This is a genomic window from Pseudomonas sp. SWRI179, from assembly GCF_014268705.1.
Taxonomy (GTDB): domain Bacteria; phylum Pseudomonadota; class Gammaproteobacteria; order Pseudomonadales; family Pseudomonadaceae; genus Aquipseudomonas; species Aquipseudomonas zanjanensis.
In genome coordinates this window covers 1-24,004 of record NZ_JABWRA010000059.1, presented here as the reverse complement: position 1 = coordinate 24,004, position 24,004 = coordinate 1, and the positions used below count along the sequence as shown (strand labels likewise).

Genomic DNA, 24,004 nt, shown 5'->3' with positions numbered 1-24,004 from the left:
GTGGTTCATTCCAGCCCGGCCAGCAACTGGCCGATGCCTTGCAAAGTGAGGATATGGTCGGGCTCGTGCAGGGCCAGCGCCGCTTCGGGCATGGTCGAGACCTGGGCTTCCACGGGATCCTGGACCACCGTGATCCCGCCCAGGGCCTTGACCCTCGCCAGGCCCCGGGCGCCATCGTCGTTGGCACCGGTCAGCACCACGGCCAGCAACGTCTCGCCGTAGACATCGGCGGCCGATTCAAACAGCACGTCGATGGACGGTCGCGAATGGTGTACGGGGGCCTCCAGGCTCAACGACAGGCTGCGGTCGGCCTCGACCGACAAGTGATAACCGGGCGTGGCGACGTACAAGGTGCCCGGGGCGATGTCCTGCTTGTCCCGGGCTTCTTCTACCGGCACCGCCAGACGATGGCCGAACACAGAGGCCAACTGGCTGTCACGCTCATCCGGCAAATGCAACACCACCAGGACGGGCACGCCAAAACCTTTGCGCAGGTGTCCGAACACCCTGAGCAATGCTTCGACACCGCCGGCCGATGCGCCGACGACAATGGCCTCGATGGCCGGCCTGGATCTGTCCTTCGTCTGGTTCATAACTTGCGATAGATCCGTTCCTGTTTGACCAACGGCTCGAATCGATGGCCGTAAGCCGAAAAATCCAATGTCTCCTTACTGCCCAACACCAGGAAACCACGGTGACAAAGGGACTCATGGAACAGTCCAAACGCACGATCTTGCAATTTTTTATTGAAATATATCAATACATTGCGGCATGAAATTAATTGAGTTTCTGAGAAAACGCTGTCAGTCGCTAGGCTGTGATCGGCAAAGGTCACGTTCTCGCACAGGGTTTTGTCGAACATCGCATAATCGTAGGCGGCGGTGTAGTAATCGGCAAATGACCGCCGTCCACCGGCGTTCTGGTAGTTCTGGGTATAAGTGCGCACGCTGTCCAGGGAGAAGATCCCCTGCTTGGCTTTTTCCAGCGAGCGCGGGTTGATGTCGGTGGCGTAGATGAACGTGCGGTCCAGCAGGCCTTCTTCGCGCAGCAGGATCGCCATGGAGTAGACCTCCTCCCCCGTGCTGCAACCGGCGATCCAGATCTTGATCGAAGGGTAGGTCCTGAGCAGCGGCACGATTTCCTCGCGGATCGCCAGGAAATGCGAGGGGTCGCGAAACATCTCGCTGACGGGGATCGTCAGCAGTTGCAGCAACTGCATGAACGCGCCCGGGTCATGCAATACGCGCTCCTGCAAGGCTGAAATGGTCTTGCATTCGAACTGGCTCAGCGCATGGTGGACCCGGCGCTTGATGGAAGCGCCGGAATAATCGCGAAAATCGTAGCTGTACTTGAGGTAGATCGCTTCGATCAACAAACGCAGTTCAATGTCAGTGTCACGGTCCACTAAATTCTTTCCATATTCGGCAACCACACGCGAATCAGCGAGAACAGACGATCCAGATCGATCGGCTTGGCCAGGTAGTCGTTGGAACCCACCGCCAGGCAGCGCTCCTGATCATCCTTCATGGCCTTGGCCGTCACAGCGATGATGGGCAGCTTGCGCCAGCGCGGGTCCTTGCGGATCAGCGCGGTGGCTTCGAAACCGTCCATTTCCGGCATCATCACATCCATCAGCACCAGGTCGATGTCGTCGAACTCATTCAGGCGATCGATCGCCTCCAAACCATTGCGGCCGATGACCACGATCGCCCCTTTCGCCTCCAGCGCGCTGGTCAGGGCAAAGATGTTGCGCACATCGTCATCCACCAACAGCACCTTGCGGCCTTCGAACACCTTGTCGCGGCTGCGGGCGGTCTTGAGCATCCGCTGCCGTTCATGGGACAACCGGGATTCGACTTTGTGCAGAAAGAGTGTCACTTCGTCCAGCAGACGCTCTGGCGAACGGGCGCCCTTGATGATGATCGAGCGGGAATACTTGCGCAGTTCGGCTTCTTCGTCCCGGGTCAGGTTGCGCCCGGTGTAGACGATCACCGGCGGGAACGAACAGATGTCTTCGCTGGACATGCGCTTGAGCAGGTCGTTGCCGAGCATGTCCGGCAACTTGAGGTCGATGATCATGCAGTCGTAGACATTGGTCCGCAGCAGGTCCAGGGCTTGCTGGGCCAGGCCAACGGCGGTGATCTCGATGTCATCGTCGCCGATCAGGCGAGTGATGCTGTCTCGTTGCAGGTCATCATCCTCCACCAGCAGCACCCGCTTGACCTTCTGGGTCAGCTTGGCCTCCAGGCGGGCGAACACGTCCTTGAGTTCTTCGCGGGTGGTCGGCTTGACGGCATAACCGATGGCGCCCATGTGCATGGCGGCTTCGACCCGGTCTTCGACGGAAATCACGTGCACCGGGATATGCCGGGTCTGGGCCTGTTCCTTGAGCCGCTGCAGCACCGTCAGCCCGGAATGGTCCGGCAGGCGCATGTCCAGCAGGATCGCGTCGGGGGCCAGTTGCAACGCCAGGTCAAAGCCTTCGTCGGCACCGTGGGCCACCAGGCATTGGTAACCGAGTTCATGGGCCAGGTCGAACAGGATGCGGGCAAACTTGGGCTCGTCCTCGATCACCAGGATGCAGCGGGTTTCGAACGGTGCCTTGTCACGGTCGTCGGCGAATCGGGCAATCGGCGTGTCCACCTCGGCGATCAGCGGCGCGGGTGCGGCCTTGGGTGCAACGGGCGCTGGCGCGGTGGCTGTCGGGGTAAAGGTCATCGGCTCCAGCGGCGTGTCCCCGGGCTCGACGTAACGTTCCGGCAATACCAGGGTAAAGACGCTGCCCTGCCCCGGCTCGCTGGAAACCGAGATCGAGCCGCCCAGCAGCGTGGCCAGGTCCCGGGAAATCGACAAGCCCAGGCCCGTGCCGCCGTAGCGACGGTTGGTGGTGCCATCGGCCTGGCGGAACGCTTCGAAGATGCTTTGCTGCTGGTCGGCGGCGATCCCGATTCCAGAATCGCGCACCATGAATGCAATGCCCGAGCCCGGCTGACCGGCCACGGACAGGCTGACAGCGCCTTGCTCGGTGAACTTCACAGCGTTGGACAGCAGGTTCTTGATCACCTGCTCCAAGCGCTGGCGGTCGGTGTAGAGCATCGCCGGCGCATCAGGCTGCACGTGCACCTCGAAACTCAGGCCCTTGTCAGCCGCCAACGGCTCGAACATATCCCGCAACCCTTCCACCAGACGCTGCACGCTAGTGTTTTCCGGGCGCACTTCCAGCTTTCCGGCCTCGACCTTGGAGATGTCGAGAATGTCGTTGATCAAGTTCAGCAGGTCGTTGCCGGCGGAATAGATCGACTCGGCAAACTTGACCTGCTCCTCGCTGAGGTTTTGTTGCGAATTCTCCGCCAGCAGCTTGGACAGGATCAACGAGCTGTTGAGGGGCGTGCGCAGCTCGTGGGACATGTTGGCCAGGAATTCGGATTTGTACTTGCTCGAACGCTGCAGCTCTTCGGCGCGCTCCTCCAATTGGATCTGGGCCAGGTTCAGCTCGCTGTTCTTCTGGTCCATGGCGTCGCGTTGCTCGGCCAATTGCTCATTGGTCTGCTCCAGCTCCTGTTGCTGGGCTTCCAGGTGGGCCTGGGATTCCTTGAGGATGCGCGACTGTTCTTCCAGCTCTTCGTTGGCGGTCTTGAGTTCTTCCTGCTGGACTTGCAGTTCCTCGTTCAACTGCTGGGTTTCGGCCAGCACTTCCTGCAAGCGTTGACGATAACGGGCGGCCTCGATGGAGGTGCCGATATTGCCGGCGATCAGCTCCAGCAGCTCGACGTCTCGCTCGGTCAATGGCCGCAGGAACCCCAGTTCGACGACACCGTTGATCCGGTCATCGTCACTTGTAGGCACCACCAACACGCTGTTGGGCAGGCCCTGTCCCAAGCCAGAGCTGACTTTCAGGTAGTCGTCCGGCACGTCGTCCAGGCGGATGAGGCGCCCCTGTTGCACGGCCTGGCCCGCGATGCCTTCACCGGCGACGATCACCTGCTGCTGTTCTTCATCCTCCCGGGACAGGCCGTAGGCGGCGACGCGCCGGAGGACACCGTTCTCTTCCCGCACATAAAGTGCCGCGACAGCGACGTCCAGGTATTTCGCGCAGAACTGCAGGATGTTGCGACCCAGCAGGTTCAGCGACAGTTGTCCCAGGACTTGCTCGGCCAGTTGCGTCTGGCCATTACGCAGCCAAGCTTGCTTCTCCAGGTGCAAAGCGCTGCGCTGCTGGACTTTCAGGCTGGCGCTGTAGCTCTCGGACAGGCTCAACAGGTCCCGGCGACCGACGTAGGCCAGCAATCCGCTGACCGCCGCGACAAACAACAGGTAAAGGGCAATGCTCCAGACCGTCGTGGTGCGCACATCCTGGTTACGCGCCGCACGCAACTGCTGCTCGGTCTCGACGACCTCTTCGAAGGACTGACGAATTTCGTCAGTCAGACGCTTACCGCGCCCGGCCTTCACCGCGCCCCGGTAATCGCCACTGCTGCGCTGCAGGTCGATCATGCCCTGGGCGTAATTGGACCACTCCGTCTGGAGTGCCTGGATCTTGTGCAGGCGGTCGACCTGGACGGGGTTGTCGGCTGTCAATTCCAGCAAAGTGTCCAGTGCCACTGCGATCCGTGGCTTCGCCACTTCGTAGGGGTCGAGGAAATGCTCGTCCCCACTCAACAGGTAGCCGCGCATGCCGGTTTCCAGGTCCACGCTCAGCTTGAGCGCTTCGTTGGCGTTATTGATCACCCTGTCGGTGTGGCCGACCCATTGGATCACCGACAGCAGGTACGTGATAAGGATGATGAAAAACACCGCGCTGAGCGCGCCCATGCCCAGCGGCAGGCTGATATTGCGGCTCAGGAGTTTGCGAAAACTTTGTTCGTCAACCGAAGACGAAGGAGTCATGGAAAAGGGCCTTGGTGGACAGTTGAAAACCGTGGAGTTTGCCCGAAAAACCGCGCTTGGATCCACATTTTCTGACGAGTCAAAGGCGCAGATCCCGCGACGGCCTGCCTTGTAGCAAGGAAGCGACTATCCTTGTCAGCTCTTGTACTATAGATCCTTTCTTGTACAACCTAGGGAACTTGTGCCGCCTCGGCATTTACTCATAAAAGAGGCTCATAAAAGAGGCTCATGAAAGAGGCCGTTTTTCTTGTGCCCCCTCCCGCTCCCATCTTTTGAGAATGTATCTATGTCCACCGCCAATGCCGCCACCCAGCCCACCATCCTGGTAGTCGAAGATGACGACATCGTGCGGATGTTAATCGTCGACGTGCTGGAGGAGCTGGAATATCAGGTGCTGGAGGCGGACGGTTGCGAGCAGGCGCTGGCTTTTTTGAACGACGACCAACAGGACATCGCCCTGATGATGACCGACGTCGGCCTGCCGGTAATGGACGGACGGGAATTGGCCAAGCAGGCTCGACTCGTTCGGCCGAAACTGCCGGTGCTGTTTGCCAGCGGTTATGCCGAAAGCATCGATGTACCTGAAGGGATGTCGGTGATTGGCAAGCCCTTCTCCATCGATCAGTTGCGGGACAAGGTCAAACGCATTCTTTCTTGAGCCGGAACGCATTCTTGGTCACTATCGGCGCCCCGCGCGCCGATGGCGCCTGATCTGTACCAAGGAACTCCCCGCTCATGCATCACCCCACCGCCACCAAGGTCCTGGTTATCGGCTATGTCTGGCCAGAGCCACGCTCATCGGCTGCCAGTGGGCACGTCATGCAGATCCTCGACACCTTCCTTGGCCAAGGCTGGGACATCACCTTCAGCAGCCCGGCCGGCCCCGGCGAGCAGCGTGCCGACCTGGTTGCGCTGGGCATCCGCGAAGTGCCCATCGAACTCAATAGCAGCAGCTTCGACGAATTCATCCATACTCTTGCGCCGGACATCGTGCTGTTCGACCAGTTCATGATGGAAGAACAATTCGGCTGGCGGGTCGAGAAGCACTGCCCCGGTGCCCTGCGGGTGCTGGAGACCTCCGACCTGCAAAGCCTGCGCCACGCCCGGCATCAGCGCCTGAAGGAGCGCCTGAAGCGCGATGACGCGAGCGAGAATTTCAGCGACCTCTTCGCCCCGGCCCTGGACGAGGAATTCCAACGAATGGCCGATACCGACCTGGCCAAGCGGGAAATCGCCGCGCTGTACCGCTGCGACCTCAACCTGATGGTGTCCGAGGTTGAAATCGAACTGTTGGTGGAGCACTTCAAGCTGCCCCGCAACCTGCTGCATTGGTGCCCGTTGATGCTGGACCTGCCCAGCGACCCGCCGGTGCCATTCGCGGACCGGGCGCATTTCCTGAGCATTGGCAACTTTCGCCACGCGCCGAACTGGGACGCCGTGCTCTGGATGAAAAACGCCATCTGGCCGCTGATCCGCCAACAACTGCCCGGCGCGCAACTGCACTTGTACGGCGCCTATACGCCGCCGAAGGCCGCCGCGCTGCACAACCCGGCCCAAGGCTTTCACATCATGAACTGGGCCGAAGACGCCTTGCAGGTCATGTCGGCCGCACGCATCTGCCTGGCACCATTACGTTTCGGTGCGGGTATCAAAGGCAAGCTGATCGACGCCATGCTCTGCGGCACCCCCAACGTCACCACGCCCGTGGGGGCCGAAGCCATGCACGGCGACCTGCCCTGGCCCGGGGCGATCGCCCAGAGTGCCGAAGCCATCGCCCGCGAGGCCGTGCAGTTGTACAGCGACCCGGAGCGCTGGGCTCAGGCTCGGGACGCAGGCCTGTCGCTGTTGGCGAGCCGCTACCGGCGACAGGTCCATGGGCCAGCGCTGATCGACAGCCTCAACGCTTGCCGGGCGGACCTGGCGCAACGACGCCGGGACAATTTCACCGGCAGCATGCTGCGTCACCACCAGCACAAAAGCACCCAATACATGTCCCAGTGGATCGAAGAAAAAAACCGCAACGGTTAGGCACCAGGGTGGCACCTGCCTGGCGAAGGGGGCATTATTCAGCGGCGATAATAATAAAAGCGCCAGGCCCATGACCCGAACAGCCAGAGTCACCGACCCTTCCTACGAGTTGATGGACGACCATAACGGGCTGTCCATCATCTACCGCCAGCACGGTTTCCCCTGCCCGCTGGTGCGTTGGCATTTCCACAAGGAATATGAGCTGCACCTGATCGTCGCCAGTTCCGGCAAGGTGTTCATTGGCGACTACATCGGCAACTTCTACCCCCAGTCGTTGTTTCTCACCGGCCCCAACCTGCCCCACAACTGGATCAGCCAGGTGGCGGAGGACGAAGTGGTGCCCAAGCGTGACATGCTGGTGAACTTCACCGACGAGTTGTTCGAAAGCGGCCATCAGGTATTCGCCGAGCTCAAGACGGTCGCGCCGTTACTCGAACGCGCCCAATACGGCATCGAGTTCCGTTGCAAGCGCACCATCCGCCAGGCCATGACCCTGATGCAGCGCATTGCCGACTCCCAGGGCATGAGCCGCCTGGGGCACTTTTTCATCCTGATGGAGCTGCTGGCCGCCACGGATGACTACCAACTGCTGTCCGGCACGAACGCCCCGCAAACGGCGGACGAGCACAGCATCGACCGCACCAACCGTGCGGTGGACTACATCTTTGCCCATTACGCCCGGGAACTGCCCCTGGAAGAAGTCGCCGAGCACCTGGGCATGAAACCCACCTATTTCAGCCGGGTGTTCAAACAGGCCACTGGCCGCTGCTTCATCGAATTCGTCAATCGCCTGCGCATCAGCAAATCCTGCGAACTGCTGGCCGACGGCGACAAACCGGTGACGGACGTGTGTTTTGAATCGGGCTTCAACAACATCTCCAACTTCAACCGGCGCTTCCAGCAGCTCAAGGGCATGACCCCGTCCCACTACCGGCGGCTGGCGGTGCAGCGGTTGACCGAGCAGAATCAGGGCTGACCTTTTTGCCCTGACACACCGCCTCTGTGGCGAGGGAGCTTGCTCCCGCTGGGCTGCGCAGCAGACCTAAAAAACAAGGGCCGCTACGCGCCCCAGCGGGAGCAAGCTCCCTCGCCACAGGGTTCTTCGATTGCCCCTCACCCTCTTCAGTGCAAAAAAGTATCAGTCAAAGTGCGACGGATGATTTGTCACGCCGTCCATAGAAGGCTGTAATCAGCGCACATTCTTCCCTTCATCCGGAAGACACAAAAACAATAACTGTCCTTCTGCGGCCTTCGGGCGCGGAAAAGGAGTGCGCGATGAAACCTTCGGTAAAAGTTCTGCTTGTCTCCACCTGCATGACCCTCAGCAGCGTCAGCTTCGGCGCAGAGACCCTCACCATTGCCACCGTCAACAACAGCGACATGATCCGCATGCAAAAGCTCTCGAAAACCTTCGAGGCCGAGCATCCGGACATCAAGCTCAATTGGGTGGTGCTTGAAGAAAACGTGCTGCGCCAACGCCTGACTACCGACATCGCCACCCAAGGCGGACAGTTCGACGTGCTGACCATTGGCATGTACGAAGCCGCACTCTGGGGTGCCAAGGGGTGGCTGGAGCCGATGAAAGACCTGCCGGCCTCCTACGACCTCGATGACGTCTTCCCGTCCGTGCGCGATGGCTTGTCGGTCAAGGGCTCGCTGTACGCCCTGCCGTTCTATGCCGAAAGCTCGATCACCTATTACCGCACGGACCTGTTCAAGAACGCCGGGCTGACCATGCCCGAACACCCGACCTGGACCCAGATCGGTGAATTCGCGCAAAAGCTCACCGACAAATCCAAGGAGCAATATGGCCTGTGCCTGCGGGGCAAGGCCGGGTGGGGCGAGAACATGGCGCTGGTCACGACCCTGGCCAACGGCTTTGGCGCGCGCTGGTTCGATGAGAAGTGGCAGCCGCAGTTCAACGGACCGGAGTGGAAGGATGCCCTGAACTTCTATATCGACAACATGAAGAAATCCGGCCCGCCAGGTGCTTCCAGTAACGGTTTCAACGAAAACCTGGCGCTGTTCAACAGCGGCAAGTGCGCCATCTGGGTGGACGCCAGCGTCGCCGGCTCGTTCGTGACCGACAAGACCCAGAGCAAGGTGGCCGATCACGTCGGATTTACCTTCGCCCCCCACGAGAAAACCGACAAAGGCACCTCGTGGATGTACTCCTGGTCCCTGGCCATCCCGACCAGCTCCAAAGCCAAGGACGCGGCCAAGGTCTTTACCACTTGGGCAACGTCCAAGGAGTACAACCAATTGGTCGCCAAGACCGACGGCATTGCCAACGTACCACCGGGCACCCGCACTTCGACCTACAGCGACGAATACATGAAGGCCGCGCCGTTTGCCAAAGTGACGCTGGAATCGTTGAAAGTCGCCGACCCGAAAGCCCCTACCCTCAAGCCTGTGCCCTACATCGGCATTCAGTTGGTGACCATCCCCGAATTCCAGGCCATCGGCACCCAGGTGGGCAAATTCTTCTCGGGCGCGCTGACCGGCCAGCAGACCGTGGACCAGGCGTTGACCGCCGCGCAGTCCACCACCGAACGCGAGATGAAACGCGCCGGGTATCCCAAGTAATCCACGTCGCCGCTCTGCCCTTTTGTGGGAGCGGGCTTGCTCGCGAAAGCGATCTGTCAGTCACATTGATGTTGGATGTGCCGCCCTATTCGCGAGCAAGCCCGCTCCCACAGGGGATTTCTGTAGGCCCCGAAAAAATCGGTTCAATGCCATGAATAGCTCAACTACAACCGCCAAAGCCCCCATCGAGATCGCTCCGCCGCCGGTGCGCAAGATCCGCCTGGCCAACCCCGGCTGGTTCCTGGTCAGCCCTTCGGTGGCCTTGTTGCTGCTGTGGATGATCGTGCCGCTGGGCATGACCGTCTACTTCTCGATGATCCGCTACAACCTGCTCTACCCCGGCGAAAACGAATTCGTCGGGCTGGAGAACTTCACCTATTTCCTGACCGACTCGGGTTTCATGCCCGGCGCCACCAATACCCTGCTGCTGGTGGGCAGCGTGCTGTTGATCAGCATTGTCCTCGGGGTATTGATCAGCGCGCTGCTGGAGGCCAGTGAGTTTTTCGGTCGCGGCATCGTCCGTGTGCTGCTGATCTCGCCGTTCTTCATCATGCCCACGGTCGGTGCGCTGATCTGGAAAAACCTGATCTTCCACCCCGTGTCGGGCATCCTCGCCTCGGTCTGGAAGCTGTTCGGCGCCCAGCCGGTGGATTGGCTGGCCCATTACCCGCTGTTGTCGATCATTATCATCGTCAGCTGGCAATGGCTGCCCTTCGCGATCCTGATCCTGATGACGGCCATGCAGTCGCTGGACCAGGAACAGAAAGAAGCCGCCCGCCTGGACGGTGCCGGCCCCATCGCGATCTTCTGGCACCTGACCCTGCCGCACCTGGCCCGGCCGATTGCCGTGGTGCTGATGATCGAGACAATTTTCCTGTTGTCGGTGTTCGCCGAGATCTTCACTACCACCAACGGTGGCCCCGGCTACGCCTCCACCAACCTGGCGTACCTGATCTACAACCAGGCGCTGGTGCAGTTCGACGTCGGCATGGCGTCGGCCGGTGGCCTGATTGCCGTGGTCATTGCCAACATCGCCGCAATCATCCTGGTCCGGATGATCGGCAAAAACCTCACCGACAAGCATTGAGGCCGTCGCCATGACTCTTCAACAATCCCGTCGCCTGCAAAGCCTGTTGCTGGGCACGCTGGCCTGGGCCATCGCGATCGTGATCTTCTTTCCGATCTTCTGGATGGTGCTGACCAGCTTCAAGACCGAAATCGACGCGTTCGCCACGCCGCCGCAGTTCATCTTCGCGCCGACCCTGGAGAATTACCTGCACATCAACGAGCGCAGCAATTACTTCAGCTTCGCCTGGAATTCGGTGGTGATTTCCTTCAGTGCCACCGCCCTGTGCCTGCTGATCGCGGTGCCGGCGGCCTACTCCATGGCGTTCTATGAAACCCAGCGCACCAAAGGCACGTTGCTGTGGATGCTCTCTACAAAAATGTTGCCACCGGTGGGTGTGCTGATGCCGATCTACCTGCTGGCCAAGCAATTTGGCCTGCTGGACACGCGGATCGCGCTGATCATTATCTACACCTTGATCAACCTGCCTATCGTGGTCTGGATGATTTACACCTACTTCAAGGACATCCCTCGCGACATCCTCGAAGCGGCACGTCTGGATGGCGCCACGCTCTGGCAGGAAATGGTCCGCGTGCTGCTGCCGATCGCCAAGGGCGGCCTGGCGTCCACCGTGTTGCTGTCGCTGATCCTGTGCTGGAACGAGGCGTTCTGGTCGCTGAACCTCACCTCCTCCAAGGCCGCCCCGCTGACAGCGCTGATCGCCTCCTATTCAAGTCCGGAAGGTTTGTTCTGGGCCAAATTGTCGGCCGTCTCGACCCTGGCCTGCGCGCCGATCCTGATTTTTGGCTGGATCAGCCAGAAACAGCTGGTGCGTGGTTTGTCCTTCGGCGCGGTGAAGTAACGCGCCCTACACAATAATCAGAAGTGGAGGCCCATCATCATGGCCAACCTGAAAATCAAGAATCTGCAAAAGGGTTTCGAAGGTTTCTCCATCATCAAGGGCATCGACCTTGAGGTGAACGACCGCGAGTTCGTGGTTTTCGTCGGCCCGTCGGGCTGCGGCAAGTCCACGCTGCTGCGACTGATCGCCGGCCTGGAAGAGGTCAGCGACGGCACCATCGAACTGGATGGCCGGGACATTACTGAAGTCAGCCCGGCCAAGCGCGACCTGGCGATGGTGTTCCAGACCTACGCCCTGTACCCCCACATGAGCGTGCGCAAGAACATGTCCTTCGCCCTTGATCTGGCCGGCGTGCCCAAAGCCGACGTCGAGAAGAAGGTCAACGAAGCGGCGCGTATCCTCGAACTGGGGCCGATGCTCGAGCGCAAGCCCAAGCAATTGTCCGGCGGCCAGCGCCAGCGCGTGGCGATCGGTCGTGCCATCGTGCGCAACCCGAAAATCTTCCTGTTCGACGAACCGCTGTCCAACCTCGACGCAGCCCTGCGAGTGCAGATGCGCCTGGAACTGGCGCGCCTGCACAAAGAGTTGCAGGCGACCATGATCTACGTGACCCACGACCAGGTCGAAGCCATGACCCTGGCTGACAAGGTGGTGGTGCTCAACGGCGGGCGCATCGAGCAGGTCGGCTCGCCGCTGGAGCTGTATCACCAGCCGGCCAACCTGTTTGTCGCCGGGTTCCTCGGCACACCGAAAATGGGCTTCCTCAAAGGCAAGGTTACCGCCCTGGACAGCCAGGGTTGCGAAGTGCTGTTGGACGCCGGTACGCGCATCAATCTGCCGCGCAGCGGCGCCAACCTGAGCGTCGGCGCTGCGGTGACCCTCGGGATTCGCCCGGAACACCTGAACCTGGCGCAACCGGGCGATTGCACGTTGCAAGTCACCGCAGACGTCAGCGAGCGGCTGGGCAGCGACACCTTCTGCCACGTCGTCACGGCCTCCGGCGAAGCCTTGACCATGCGCGTCCGCGGCGACCTGGCGAGCCGTTTCGGCGAGCAGTTGAGCCTGCACCTGGACGCTGAACACTGCCATTTATTCGATGCCGAGGGCGTCGCGGTGAACCGCGCGCTGCGCGCCGCCGCCTGATTGCCGAGACTTGCGATGAAACTCAACCGACAAAACCTGCACAACCTCAACCCTGAAGTCGCCCTGCCGGCCTACCCCTTGAGCGATATCCGCCAGGGCATCGCCCACATCGGCGTCGGCGGTTTCCACCGAGCGCACCAGGCGTACTACACCGATGCGCTGATGAACACCGGCACTGACCTGGACTGGGCCATCTGCGGCGTGGGCCTGCGGGCCGAGGACCGGCGTGCCCGGGATGACCTGGCCAGCCAGGACTACCTGTTCACCCTGTACGAACTGGGCGATACCGATGACACCGAAGTCCGCGTGATCGGCGCGATCAATGACATGTTGCTGGCCGAAGATGGTGCACAGGCGCTGATCGACAAACTGGCCGAGCCGCAGATCCGCATCGTCTCGCTGACCATCACCGAAGGTGGCTATTGCATCGACGACAGCAATGGCGAGTTCATGGCCCACCTGCCGCAGATCCAGCACGACCTGGCCCACCCCGAGGCACCGAAGACTGTCTTCGGCTTCCTCTGTGCCGCCCTGGCCAAGCGCCGCGCCGCGGGGACGCCAGCGTTCACGCTGATGTCCTGCGATAACCTGCCCCACAACGGCGCCGTCACTCGCAAGGCACTGCTGGCGTTTGCCGCGCTGCGCGCCCCGGAACTGGGCCAATGGATCGACGGGAACGTGAGCTTTCCCAACGCCATGGTCGATCGCATTACCCCGATGACCAGCGGCGCCCATCGCTTGCAGCTGCATGACGAACACGGCATCGACGACGCCTGGCCGGTGGTTTGCGAACCGTTCGTGCAATGGGTGTTGGAAGACAAATTCGTGAGCGGCCGCCCGGCCTGGGAAAAGGTCGGCGTGCAGTTCACCGATGACGTTTCCCCCTATGAAGAAATGAAAATCAAGCTGCTCAACGGCAGTCACCTGGCGCTGACCTACCTGGGCTTTCTCAAGGGTTATCGCTTCGTTCACGAGACCATGAACGATCCGCTGTTCGTGCGTTACATGCGCGCCTACATGGACCTGGACGTGACGCCGCAATTGGCGCCAGTACCGGGCATCGACCTGACCGACTACAAGAACACCCTGGTGGAGCGTTTTTCCAACCAGGCGATTGCCGACCAGTTGGAACGGGTCTGTTCGGACGGCTCGTCGAAGTTTCCAAAGTTCACCGTCCCGACCATCAACCGCTTGATCGCCGACGGCGGCGAAACTCGCCGTGCGGCGCTGGTCGTCGCGGCCTGGGCGGTGTACCTGAAGGGTGTGGACGAGAACGGCGTGACGTACTCGATCCCGGACCCACGGGCGGCGTTCTGCCAGGCCTTGGTGGCCGACGATGCGCTGGTGACCCAGCGGGTGCTGGAGGTGGAGGAAATTTTTGGCACCGCGATCCCCCGCTCTCCGGAATTCGTGGCAGCATTTGAATGGTGCTGCAACAGCTTGCGCGAGCACGGGGTAACGCGAACACTTGAGCGGCTACTGGCCGAGGCGAACTAACCCTCGGTGCGATCCGCTTTTTGTGGCGAGGGAGCTTGCTCCCGCTGGGTTGCGAAGCGACCCCCAGGGTATGTCAGGCTCACCGCGTTGCCTGGACTTGGGGCTGCTGCGCAGCCCAGCGGGAGCAAGCTCCCTCGCCACAGCTGTGTTTGCTGACTGAACTGCTATTACCTGCTGGTTATTGATCCAAGACCGAGGATTTCCATGGCAAACCAACAACTGTTCCTGGGCATCGACTGCGGCACCCAAGGCACCAAGGCGCTGATCCTGGATGCGCTTAGCGGCCAGGTCCTCGGCCAGGGCGCCGCTGCCCACAGCATGATCAGCGGGGCCAACGGTCGCCGCGAACAGGACACCCAGCAATGGCTCGATGCATTCACCCAGGCGACGCACCAGGCCTTGGCCGCCGCCGGGGTCGATGGCCAGGCGATCCTCGGCATCGGCGTGTCCGGCCAGCAACACGGTCTGGTGCTGCTTGACGACCAGGGCCAGGTGCTGCGCCCGGCCAAGCTGTGGTGCGACACCGAAACGACGCCGGAAAACGATCGGCTCCTGACCCACCTCGGCGGCGAAGCCGGCAGCCTCGAACGCCTCGGCGTGGTGATCGCGCCGGGCTACACGGTTTCCAAGCTGCTCTGGACCCGGGAGCAACATCCTCAGGTGTTCGAACGCATCGCCAGCGTCCTGCTGCCCCACGACTTCCTCAATTACTGGCTCACCGGTCGCCATTGCAGCGAATACGGCGATGCCTCGGGGACCGGCTACTTCAACGTGCGCACCCGCCAATGGGACGTGCCGTTGCTGCAACACATCGACCCCAGCGGACGCTTGCAAGCGGCGCTGCCGGAGCTGATCGAGGCCCATCAGCCGGTGGGACGCATCTTGCCGGCCATTGCCCAGCACCTGGGCATCAACCCCGACGCAGTGGTGGCCAGTGGCGGTGGCGACAACATGATGGGCGCCATCGGCACCGGCAATATCCAGCCCGGCGTGATCACCATGAGCCTCGGTTCCTCCGGCACGGTCTACGCCTATGCCGCCGAGCCCACGGTCAGCCCGCAACCGTCAGTGGCGACGTTCTGTTCCTCCAGTGGTGGCTGGCTGCCGCTGATCTGCACCATGAACCTGACCAACGCCACCGGAGCGATCCGCGAACTGTTGGACCTGGACATCGACGCCTTCAACGCCTTGGTGGTCCAGGCCCCGATTGGCGCAGAAGGTGTGTCGATGCTGCCGTTCCTCAACGGCGAGCGGGTGCCTGCCCTGCCCCATGCCACGGGTAGCCTGCTGGGCCTGACGACTACCAACCTGACCCGGGCCAACCTGTGCCGCGCCGTGGTCGAAGGCACGACCTTCGGTTTGCGCTATGGCTTGGACCTGTTGCGTGCCAACGGGCTTAAGGCCCAGAGCATTCGCCTGATCGGCGGCGGCTCGAAGAGCCCGGTGTGGCGGCAGGTCGTCGCCGACATCATGGACACCACCGTCATTTGTACCGAACAAAGCGAAGCAGCGGCGTTGGGTGCGGCGATCCAGGCAGCGTGGTGCCATTCAGGCCAACAAGACAGCCTGGCCGAACTGTGCGAGCGCTGCGTCAAGCTCGACCCGGCCAGCGAAACCCGGCCAGTCGCCGCCCATGTCGCGGCGTCCCAGCAGGCTTATGAACGTTATCGACAACACGTCGCAACCCTTTGAGAGCGGGCAACTATGTATCTGGTGTGTGGTGAAGCGCTGTTTGATTTTTTCAGTGGGACCGAGGCGGATGGCCCTGCCTCGCAGGTGAACTACAAGGCGATTGCCGGCGGCTCGCCGTTCAACGTGGCGGTGGGATTGCGCCGCCTGGGCATTGAATCGGCACTCTTTGCCGGCCTGTCCACCGATTACCTGGGCCGCCGCCTGCAGCAGGTGCTGCTCAACGAAGGGGTCAGCGCTCGATACCTGGTGGACTTCGACGCGCCGACCACCCTGGCGATGGTCGCCGTAGGCGCCAACGGTTCGCCCCACTACAGCTTTCGTGGCGAAGGCTGTGCCGACCGACAACTGAGCCTCGCCGATCTACCGGACCTCGGCCCTGACGTGCGTGGCTTGCATGTCGGCTCGTTCTCGCTGGTGGTGCAGCCCATTGCGGACACGCTCCTGGCCCTGGTGCAACGGGAAAGTGGCCGGCGCCTGATCAGCCTCGACCCGAACGTGCGGCTCAACCCGCAGCCAGACATCGAGCTGTGGCGCTCGCGAATCGCGACACTGGTGCAATTCGCCGACCTGATCAAGGTCAGTGACGAAGACCTGGACCTGCTCTATCCAGGCATCGAGCCCCAGGCGGTCATCGAAGGTTGGCTGGGGCACCGTTGCCAAATGGTCTTCCTGACCCGTGGCGGCCAGGGGGCTACGGTCTTCAGTCGCCAACACGGTACCTGGTCGCTGCCGGCATGCGCGGTGAAAATAGCCGACACCGTGGGTGCGGGCGACACCTTCCAGGCCGCGCTGATTGCGTGGCTGACCGAACAGCAACTGGATTCCGTGGAGGGCTTGCACACCCTGACCCGGGAGCAGATCAGCGCAATGCTGGAGTTCGCTATTCGAGCCGCCGCCCTGACGTGCGGCAAAACCGGTCCGGACCTGCCTTACCGACAGCAACTGGGCTGAGGTACGCAGGACCGCTGGAGAACTGTACGCCGGGTTCGGACATCGCCGGACCCGAGCGTCAGACTGACAAGGACAAGGCCGTACTCAGCGCCCGGTCATCCGCTGGTGTTGCTGATGAAAATGATTGCCAGCGGCAGGATTGTGGTCAAGCTCGGTACGCAACTCGGCGATCAGGTCGTTGATGGCCCGGCAGCCGGTGAGTTTCCTGGCATCGATGTCGGTCTTGACCAAGGCCACGTGATCGGTCTTGTGGTCATCGAAGATCTTGATCGTCATCGTCAGCTCAGGTGACAACGTGCATTGCGAGCGCTTGGGCAGCAAGCTGCTTTCAATGATGTTTCGCATTTCGAGGGCAGATAAAAACATGGCGACTCTCTCCTGTTGAGGCGGCCAATTTATGTTCACGACGGCGGTATTTTCGTCCGTTTTCTTCCCTGCGGACTGGGACTACGAATACCGTGCCGTTCGTTCTTTTTGTGGCGTTTCCACCATTGAGCCCGTGAAGCGAACTCCTGATTGAAACCCCTGACAATCCCGCAAAAAATATGCCTGTCTTGACGCGATGGGTGACTGATACAAATCAATCACTTAGCGTCGATACCTGGCGAACCCCTCGTGCAAAATGCAAGGAAACGGCGGTTTCTTCATGCAAAGTGCAATCGTGATGAGTGTGTCGAAAGCTAGAGTAGCCTCAATTGCAGGCACCTGGGCGGGCGCCCGTCGCCTTGTTCAAAAAATGTTCGACGCGAGCGGGTTTGCGCGTGATTGCAGTGGATCAGCTTGCATTGATGTTGAATAGACTGCCGTCATCGCGAGCAAGCTCGGCTCCCACAAGGGGTCGGCGGTGTAGCTGAAGTTTATGACCCCACCACAAATCCATGTGGGAGCGAGCCTGCTCGCGAAGGGGCCAGCACATTCCACATCAATGCAAGCTGAACCATCGCCATCGCGAGCAAGCTCGGCTCCCACATTGGTTTTGGGGTGACTATTGGATCTGGATTCGCCACCGCGCCCTGTGGGAGCGAGCCTGCTCGCGATGGCGGTAGGTCAAGCGGCACTGTCCGCTACGCCTATTGCCGCCCGCTCCGCTACATGGCGCAAACTGTCGAAGTTGATGTTGGCACCGGAATCGATCGCCACCAGGGTCTCGCCTCGCACGCCGGTTCGCGCGACGTATTGCTTGATCCCGGCCACCGCCAATGCGCCTGAGGGTTCGGTGATGGAACGGGTGTCGTCATAGATGTCCTTGATCGCAGCGCACAGTTGGTCGTTGGTTACCGTCATCACCTCATCGACACAGAATCGGCAAATATCCAGGCCATGGGCGCCGATCTGGGCCACGGCCACGCCGTCGGCGAAGGTTCCCACCTCGGGCAAGGTGACCCGCTCCCCAGCGGCCAGCGCGGCCTGGAGACAGGCAGAGTGCTGCGACTCGACACCGATGATGCGAACTTCCGGGCGCAGGTATTTGACGTAGGCGGCGATGCCCGCGATCAGCCCCCCGCCGCCGACCGGGACGAAAATCGCGTCCAGCCGGCCAGGATGCTGACGCAGGATCTCCATGGCGACTGTGCCCTGCCCGGCAATCACATCCGGGTCATCGAAAGGCGAGACGAACTCCCGCCCGGTCTGCTCGGCCAGGTCCAGCGCATGGGCCAAGGCAAACGGAAAACTGTCCCCGTGCAGCAGCGCCTCGGCACCGCGGTTGCGCACCCCCAGCACTTTCAACTGCGGGGTGGTCTTGGGCATGACGATACTGGCCGAAATACCCAGTTCCCGTGCCGCCAGCGCGACACCCTGGGCATGATTGCCGGCAGAGGCAGTGATGACGCCACGGGCCCGCTGCTCCGCGGTCAGGTGCACGAGCTTGTTGTAGGCGCCGCGGATCTTGAAGGAAAAGGTCGGTTGCAGGTCTTCGCGCTTGAGCAGGATCCGGTTGCCCAGGGCCTCGGACAGCGCAGGTGCCGCTTGCAGCGGCGTGCGCACCGCCAGTTCGTAGACTGGCGCGGCGAGGATTTTCTTGACGTAGTGCTCAAGCAGGGCTTGCTCGGTGTGGACTGTGGTCATGGCGATCTCCTGGTTCGGTCGGAGCCCAGGAGACAGAAAGAAAAAACCCGCCTCCAGGGCGGGTTCGGTGCAGCCGTCAGCTAGCCCGCCAAATAAGGAATGGCGGTAATAATGCTTGGCTGGCTACGCAGTACGGTTGAATTCATGCCTGGAAATTAGCGGTGCGTGGGCGGCAAGTCAATGGCAAAGATCAAATGCTATCCGCTCTTGTGGCGAGGGAGCTTGCTCCCGCTGGGTTGCGAAGCGACCCCAAAGCTAACGGCAATCAACCTGATACCGCGACGACAGATTCCGGGGGCCGCTGCGCAGCCCAGCGGGAGCAAGCTCCCTCGCCACAAAAGCTCCGGCGTTGCGTCATTTGAGTCCGATTTTGTACAACGCCCCGTCGTCTTCATCAGTGAGCACATACAGGTACCCATCCGGCCCCTGGCGCACATCGCGGATTCGCGCCTTGAGTTCGCCCAGCAGGCGCTCTTCATGAACGACCTTGTCATCCTGCAATTGCAGCCGGATCAGTTCACCGGACACCAGGGCCCCGATGAACACACTGTGTTGCCAGGCCTTGAAGCGCTCATGGTCGTAGAATGCCATGCCGCTGAGCCCAGGAGACACCTGCCAGACATGGAAGGGGTCAACGCCGCCTTCGATGCTCTTGCCCTGGGCTTCGGGAATCGGGGCGCCAGAATAATTGATGCCGTGAGTCGCCAACGGCCAGCCGTAGTTCTTGCCACGCTCGATGAGGTTCAATTCATCACCGCCCCGGGGCCCATGCTCGTTCTCCCACAGGGTGCCGTTCCACGGGTTGAGGGCGGCACCCTGGGGGTTGCGAACGCCGTAGGACCAGATTTCGGGACGGACGCCTTTCTGGCCGACGAAGGGGTTATCGTCGGGGACCTTGCCGTCGGGGTAGATGCGCACGACCTTGCCTTGCAACTTGTCCAGGTCTTGGGCGGTGGGTCGGTCGTTGTTCTCCCCCAGGGTGATGAACAGATAGCCGTCGCGGTCGAAGACCAGTCGCGAGCCAAAGTGGTTGCCCGTGGACAATTTGGGTTGCTGGCGGAAGACCACGTCGAAGTTTTTCAGGCTCTTGAGGTCTTCGGACAATTGCCCGCGTCCCACGGCGGTGCCGGCCTTGCCGTCTGCACCCGCCTCGGCATAGGACAGGTAGACGGTGCGGTCCTGCTTGAAATCCGGCGACAGCACCACGTCCAGCAAGCCGCCCTGGCCCTTGGCCCACACCTCGGGCACGCCGCTCAGGGGCGCGGACAACTTACCGTCGGGACTGACCACGCGCAGGTTGCCCTCTCGCTCCGTCACCAGCATGCCCTGTTGGCCAGGCAGGAATGCAACGGACCAAGGGCGCTCCAGCCCCTTGACCACGGTGGTCACTTCCAGGGTGCCCTCTTCGCTTTTGAATGACTGGGTTGGCACGGCGATGGCCGGCGAGGCAAGGGTCAGGACAGTACTGGCGCAGAATGCGGCCAGGAGTGTTTTACGCAACATGCACATTTCCTTCTGCGGTGTTGAAAGAGAAGCTCCAGCGCCTAGCGATTGCCATTCTGGCTGTTGCGGGGTGGCGTGGGAGACTCGATGGTCGGTCGCGGCGAACCCGACGGCTGGCCGGACCGGGGGTAGCCATTGCCGATGCCGCCGTTTTCCAGGGTCGGAGGCCGTGGCACCGGCACGGTCGGATTGTCATGAATCGTCGGCACGTTGGGCCGGGTGCCCTGCATGCTGTTGGGATTGGCCCGACGCGTCGGGCTGTTATAGGGATTGTTGTTGCCCGGCAGGTTCTGGGCCAGGACCATCGGGCCATCGTTGGGCGTGGCGGCCTGGGCAGTGGCGCTCAGCAGTAGCGTCATGATGGCAATCATCAGCCTGTTCATTCGCAGACCTCCTTGAGTTCTGGCATATCGAAAGCACGCTACGCCGCAGGTTCGACGCTGTTAAGCGAAATGTGCCGGTGAAGATGTAACCAAGCGTCTCCGAACCATTGTGGGAGCGAGCTTGCTCGCGATGGCGGTGGGTCAGTTTGCATCAATGGCGCCTGTACCGGCGTCATCGCGAGCAAGCTCGCTCCCACAGGGGAAACTTTTCCCAAGGCCCGAAGGTCACCAGAGAGACACTCACCGGCAAGGAAAACACCCCCATGGCACGGGCAATCTGGAAAGGCGCAATCAGTTTCGGGCTGGTCCACATTCCCGTGGCGCTGGTATCGGCCACCGCATCCCAAGGCGTGGATTTCGACTGGTTGGACAAGCGCAGCATGGACCCGGTGGGCTACAAGCGTGTCAACAAGGTCACCGGCAAGGAGGTGACCAAGGAAGATATCGTCAAAGGCGTGGAATACCAGAAAGGCCAATACGTACTCATCAGCGAAGACGAGATCCGCGCCGCCCACCCCAAGTCCACCCAGACCATCGACATCTTTTCCTTTGTCGACAGCGAAAAAATTCCCCTGCAAAACATCGACAAGCCCTATTTCCTGGCGCCCGACAAACGCGGCGGCAAAGTCTATGCCTTGCTGCGCGAAACACTGGTCAAGACCAACAAAGTAGCGCTGGCCCATGTGGTGCTGCATACCCGCCAGCACCTGGCCGCCCTCATGCCCCTGGAAACGGCGCTGGTGCTGGTGATGCTGCGCTGGCCCGCCGAGGTACGTGAGCTGGATGTCCTGGAGTTGGGCGACGAGGTGACGAACCCGACCCTGGCCAAGGGCGAGCTGGAAATGGCCAAGCGCCTTGTGGAAGACATGAGCGGCGACTGGGAGCCCCAGGCTTACCGCGACAGCTTCGAGGACAAAATCATGGAACTGGTGGAGAAGAAGGCCAACGAGGGGCGGCTTGAAGCGGTGGAAACCGATCCTGGCGAAGAACAACGCAAGACCGCCGATGTCATCGACCTTACCGAATTGCTCAAGCGCAGCCTCGGCGGCAAGGGCAAGGCTCCCGATAAATCAGCCGGGAAAGCCCCGGCAAAACCTGCGAAAACCCGCAAATCCGCTCCTGCCAAAAAAGCCACCAAGGCCTCCCGGGGTTAACCCCCCGGCGTGTGCAATACAAGGGAATCTGTCATGGCCAACGCCGAGAGTGAATCTGCTCGTTTGTCCAATGCCGAGCCGGACGCAACGACATCCCGAAACCCTGGCCAAGGCGCAACCACAGCCCTGCCCGAACGCCTGGCACCGCAGTTGGCCACTCCCGTGGAGGAGCCCCCCACCGGTGAATGGCGCTACGAAGTCCAATTCCACGGATATCGACTGCTGACCCGCATCGAACACGGTGAAGTCCGGTTATACAACCGCAATCACCAGGACTGGACCGATCGGCTGAAGCTGCATGCCGACGCTTTGGCTGGGTTGAACCTGGGGGACAGTTGGCTCGACGGCGAACTGGTCCTGCTCGATGAGACCGGCCATTCCGATTTTGCTGCCCTGCGCGAGGCCTTCGAGATCAGCCGCACCGTCGACATGGTGTATTTCCTGTTCGATGCGCCCTTTCTCAATGGCGTCGACCTGCGTCAGGCGCCGGTGGAAGAACGCCGTGCGGAGCTGAAAAAAGCCCTCGGCAACAACGCCAGCAAGCGCCTGCGCTTCTCCGAATCGTTTTCCGCCAGCCAACACGATATGTTCGAGAGCGCCATCGCGCTCTCATTGGACAGCGTGGTCGGCAAGCGCCTGGGCAGTCCTTACGTTTCCAGGCGAAGCGACGATTGGGTAAAGCTCAAGTGCCGGCTGCGCCAAGCCTTTGTCATCGTCGGGTTCACCCGCCCCCAGGGCAAACGCAGCGGTTTCGGTGCGTTGCTGCTGGCCGTCAACGGGCCAACGGGGCTGACGTACGCCGGCCGGGTCGGCACCGGGTTCAGCCAGGTGCAGATCAAGCAATTGCACGAGCAACTGTGTACCCAGCAGCGCGATACTCCACCACTGGCTGAGCCGCTCAACGGTACACAGGGACGCGGCGTGCAATGGGTCGAGCCGACCCTGACCTGCGAAATCGAATTCACCGAGTGGACCCGCGACAACCAGGTGCGGCAGGCTATTTTCCTGGGCTTGCCGCCCGATACGCCCGCCAGCAAGGTTGTTCGTGAGCAGCCCCTGCCGATAAAACCCACTGCGCCAAAACCCCAGCGTCGTCACAAAGCCAGCGCGGCCAAGGTGGACGGTGTGACGATCACCCACCCTGATCGGGTCATCGACAGTGTCAGCGGCGTGCAAAAGGCCGAGCTGGCCCAGTATTACCTGGACATCGCCCCTTGGATCCTGCCGCACCTCAAGCTACGTCCGGTCGCGCTGCTGCGGGCACCGGACGGTATCGGTGAAGACCTGTTCTTTCAAAAACACGCCGATCGACTGGAGATTCCCCACATCAAGCAGCTGGATCCGCATCTGGACCCGGGTCATGCCGCCCTGATGGAAATCGACGACATCCACGGGCTGGTGGGCGCGGCGCAGATGGGCGCGGTGGAACTGCACACCTGGACCGCGACCCACGACCGGATCGAGACGCCTGACCTGTTTGTCCTCGATCTGGACCCGGACCCGTCACTGCCCTGGAGCGCGATGATCGAGGCGACCCGCATGACCTTGGCGGTGCTGGACGAGCTGGGTTTGCAGGCCTTCCTCAAGACCAGCGGTGGCAAAGGCATGCACGTGATCGTGCCATTGGCGAGAAACGAGGGCTGGGACACCACCAAGGAGTTTGCCAAGGCCATCTCCCAGTTCCTGACCCGGCAAGCGCCGGAGCGCATCACCGCTACCATGGGGCCGAAGAATCGCGTCGGGAAAATATTCGTCGACTACCTGCGCAACGCCCGCGGGGCTAGCACGGTGACTGCTTATTCAGTGCGCGCCAGGCCAGGCCTGCCGGTCTCGGTGCCCATTGCCCGCGCCGAACTGTCGACCCTGCGCAACGCCCAGCAATGGGATATCTATACCGCGCTGGAGCGGGCCACGGGCTTGGGCGCCGATCCTTGGGAAGGTTATAACCACCGCCAGCGGATTACCGCCAGGATGTGGGAGCAGCTGGATGCGCAAAAACCCACCGACTGAAACCTATGGGGCGTAGGAGCTCGTAGGAGCTGTCGAGTGCAACGAGGCTGCGATCTTGTCCCAAACAATTGAGTCGCAAGCGAAAAGATCAAGATCAAGATCAAGATCAAGATCAAGATCAAGATCAAGATCAAGATCAAGATCAAGATCAAGATCAAGATCAAGATCAAGATCA

19 protein-coding genes are annotated in these 24,004 nt (G+C 61.3%); 12 read left to right on the top strand and 7 right to left on the bottom strand.

The window, feature by feature from the left end:
* Positions 1-5 precede the first annotated feature (5 nt).
* From HU767_RS24920 to HU767_RS24910, 3 genes are read right to left on the bottom strand one after another with little or no spacing between them, the layout of a single operon-like run.
* The gene (locus tag HU767_RS24920; protein WP_186709365.1) at positions 6-593 is read right to left on the bottom strand and encodes a chemotaxis protein CheB; all 588 of its coding nucleotides are present in this window, start codon (positions 591-593) and stop codon (positions 6-8) included.
* Positions 590-1,405 carry a protein-glutamate O-methyltransferase CheR gene (locus HU767_RS24915; RefSeq protein ID WP_186709366.1) on the bottom strand — a complete coding sequence of 272 codons (816 nt, stop codon included), beginning with the start codon at positions 1,403-1,405 and terminating at the stop codon, positions 590-592. Before HU767_RS24915 ends, HU767_RS24920 begins: the two co-directional genes overlap by 4 nt.
* Positions 1,405-4,887 (bottom strand): response regulator, encoded by a 3,483-nt coding sequence (locus HU767_RS24910; protein WP_186730721.1) that lies wholly within the window; start codon positions 4,885-4,887, stop codon positions 1,405-1,407. Before HU767_RS24910 ends, HU767_RS24915 begins: the two co-directional genes overlap by 1 nt.
* Before the next feature lie 286 nt (positions 4,888-5,173).
* Between HU767_RS24910 and HU767_RS24905 the strand changes: the two genes are divergently transcribed.
* The 10 genes from HU767_RS24905 to HU767_RS24860 all read left to right on the top strand — a co-directional run bounded on the left by HU767_RS24905 (position 5,174) and on the right by HU767_RS24860 (position 16,712).
* On the top strand, positions 5,174-5,545 hold the full coding sequence (locus tag HU767_RS24905) for a response regulator (protein ID WP_186709369.1): 372 nt from the start codon (positions 5,174-5,176) through the stop codon (positions 5,543-5,545).
* A gap of 77 nt (positions 5,546-5,622) precedes the next feature.
* Positions 5,623-6,915, top strand: coding sequence for a glycosyltransferase (locus tag HU767_RS24900; RefSeq protein ID WP_186730720.1), 1,293 nt, complete (start codon positions 5,623-5,625; stop codon positions 6,913-6,915).
* Positions 6,916-6,985: 70 nt separating this feature from the next.
* Positions 6,986-7,891 (top strand): AraC family transcriptional regulator, encoded by a 906-nt coding sequence (locus HU767_RS24895; RefSeq protein ID WP_186709372.1) that lies wholly within the window; start codon positions 6,986-6,988, stop codon positions 7,889-7,891.
* A gap of 299 nt (positions 7,892-8,190) precedes the next feature.
* Complete coding sequence (locus tag HU767_RS24890; RefSeq protein WP_186730719.1) at positions 8,191-9,501, top strand: sugar ABC transporter substrate-binding protein; 1,311 nt, start codon at positions 8,191-8,193, stop codon at positions 9,499-9,501.
* 151 nt (positions 9,502-9,652) lie between these two features.
* Positions 9,653-10,588 (top strand): sugar ABC transporter permease, encoded by a 936-nt coding sequence (locus tag HU767_RS24885; RefSeq protein WP_186709374.1) that lies wholly within the window; start codon positions 9,653-9,655, stop codon positions 10,586-10,588.
* 10 nt (positions 10,589-10,598) lie between these two features.
* Positions 10,599-11,429, top strand: coding sequence for a carbohydrate ABC transporter permease (locus tag HU767_RS24880; RefSeq protein WP_030142681.1), 831 nt, complete (start codon positions 10,599-10,601; stop codon positions 11,427-11,429).
* A gap of 39 nt (positions 11,430-11,468) precedes the next feature.
* Positions 11,469-12,572, top strand: coding sequence for a sn-glycerol-3-phosphate ABC transporter ATP-binding protein UgpC (gene ugpC, locus HU767_RS24875; protein ID WP_186709375.1), 1,104 nt, complete (start codon positions 11,469-11,471; stop codon positions 12,570-12,572).
* A 15-nt stretch (positions 12,573-12,587) separates the two neighbouring features.
* Positions 12,588-14,069: a mannitol dehydrogenase family protein gene (locus tag HU767_RS24870; RefSeq protein ID WP_186730718.1), complete on the top strand. Its 1,482-nt coding sequence runs from the start codon at positions 12,588-12,590 to the stop codon at positions 14,067-14,069.
* A 204-nt stretch (positions 14,070-14,273) separates the two neighbouring features.
* Complete coding sequence (gene xylB / locus HU767_RS24865; RefSeq protein ID WP_186730717.1) at positions 14,274-15,761, top strand: xylulokinase; 1,488 nt, start codon at positions 14,274-14,276, stop codon at positions 15,759-15,761.
* A 12-nt stretch (positions 15,762-15,773) separates the two neighbouring features.
* Positions 15,774-16,712 (top strand): carbohydrate kinase, encoded by a 939-nt coding sequence (locus tag HU767_RS24860; RefSeq protein WP_186730716.1) that lies wholly within the window; start codon positions 15,774-15,776, stop codon positions 16,710-16,712.
* A gap of 84 nt (positions 16,713-16,796) precedes the next feature.
* Here HU767_RS24860 and HU767_RS24855 read toward each other — a convergent pair whose 3' ends face one another.
* The 4 genes from HU767_RS24855 to HU767_RS24840 all read right to left on the bottom strand — a co-directional run bounded on the left by HU767_RS24855 (position 16,797) and on the right by HU767_RS24840 (position 20,665).
* Positions 16,797-17,078, bottom strand: a complete 282-nt coding sequence (locus HU767_RS24855) for a DUF1652 domain-containing protein (protein WP_053119524.1) — start codon at positions 17,076-17,078, stop codon at positions 16,797-16,799.
* Between the two features lie 681 nt (positions 17,079-17,759).
* A complete protein-coding gene (ilvA, locus tag HU767_RS24850) occupies positions 17,760-18,779 on the bottom strand; it encodes a threonine ammonia-lyase, biosynthetic (RefSeq protein WP_186730715.1) in 1,020 nt (339 codons plus the stop codon).
* Between the two features lie 354 nt (positions 18,780-19,133).
* Entirely contained in the window at positions 19,134-20,282 is a 1,149-nt protein-coding gene (locus tag HU767_RS24845) for a PQQ-dependent sugar dehydrogenase (RefSeq protein WP_186730714.1), read from the bottom strand.
* 41 nt (positions 20,283-20,323) lie between these two features.
* Complete coding sequence (locus tag HU767_RS24840) at positions 20,324-20,665, bottom strand: hypothetical protein (RefSeq protein ID WP_186730713.1); 342 nt, start codon at positions 20,663-20,665, stop codon at positions 20,324-20,326.
* A 263-nt stretch (positions 20,666-20,928) separates the two neighbouring features.
* Between HU767_RS24840 and HU767_RS24835 the strand changes: the two genes are divergently transcribed.
* Both HU767_RS24835 and ligD read left to right on the top strand, forming a co-directional pair.
* Positions 20,929-21,819 (top strand): Ku protein, encoded by an 891-nt coding sequence (locus tag HU767_RS24835; RefSeq protein WP_186709391.1) that lies wholly within the window; start codon positions 20,929-20,931, stop codon positions 21,817-21,819.
* A 33-nt stretch (positions 21,820-21,852) separates the two neighbouring features.
* Positions 21,853-23,829, top strand: coding sequence for a DNA ligase D (gene ligD / locus HU767_RS24830; protein WP_186730712.1), 1,977 nt, complete (start codon positions 21,853-21,855; stop codon positions 23,827-23,829).
* Positions 23,830-24,004: the final 175 nt, after the last annotated feature.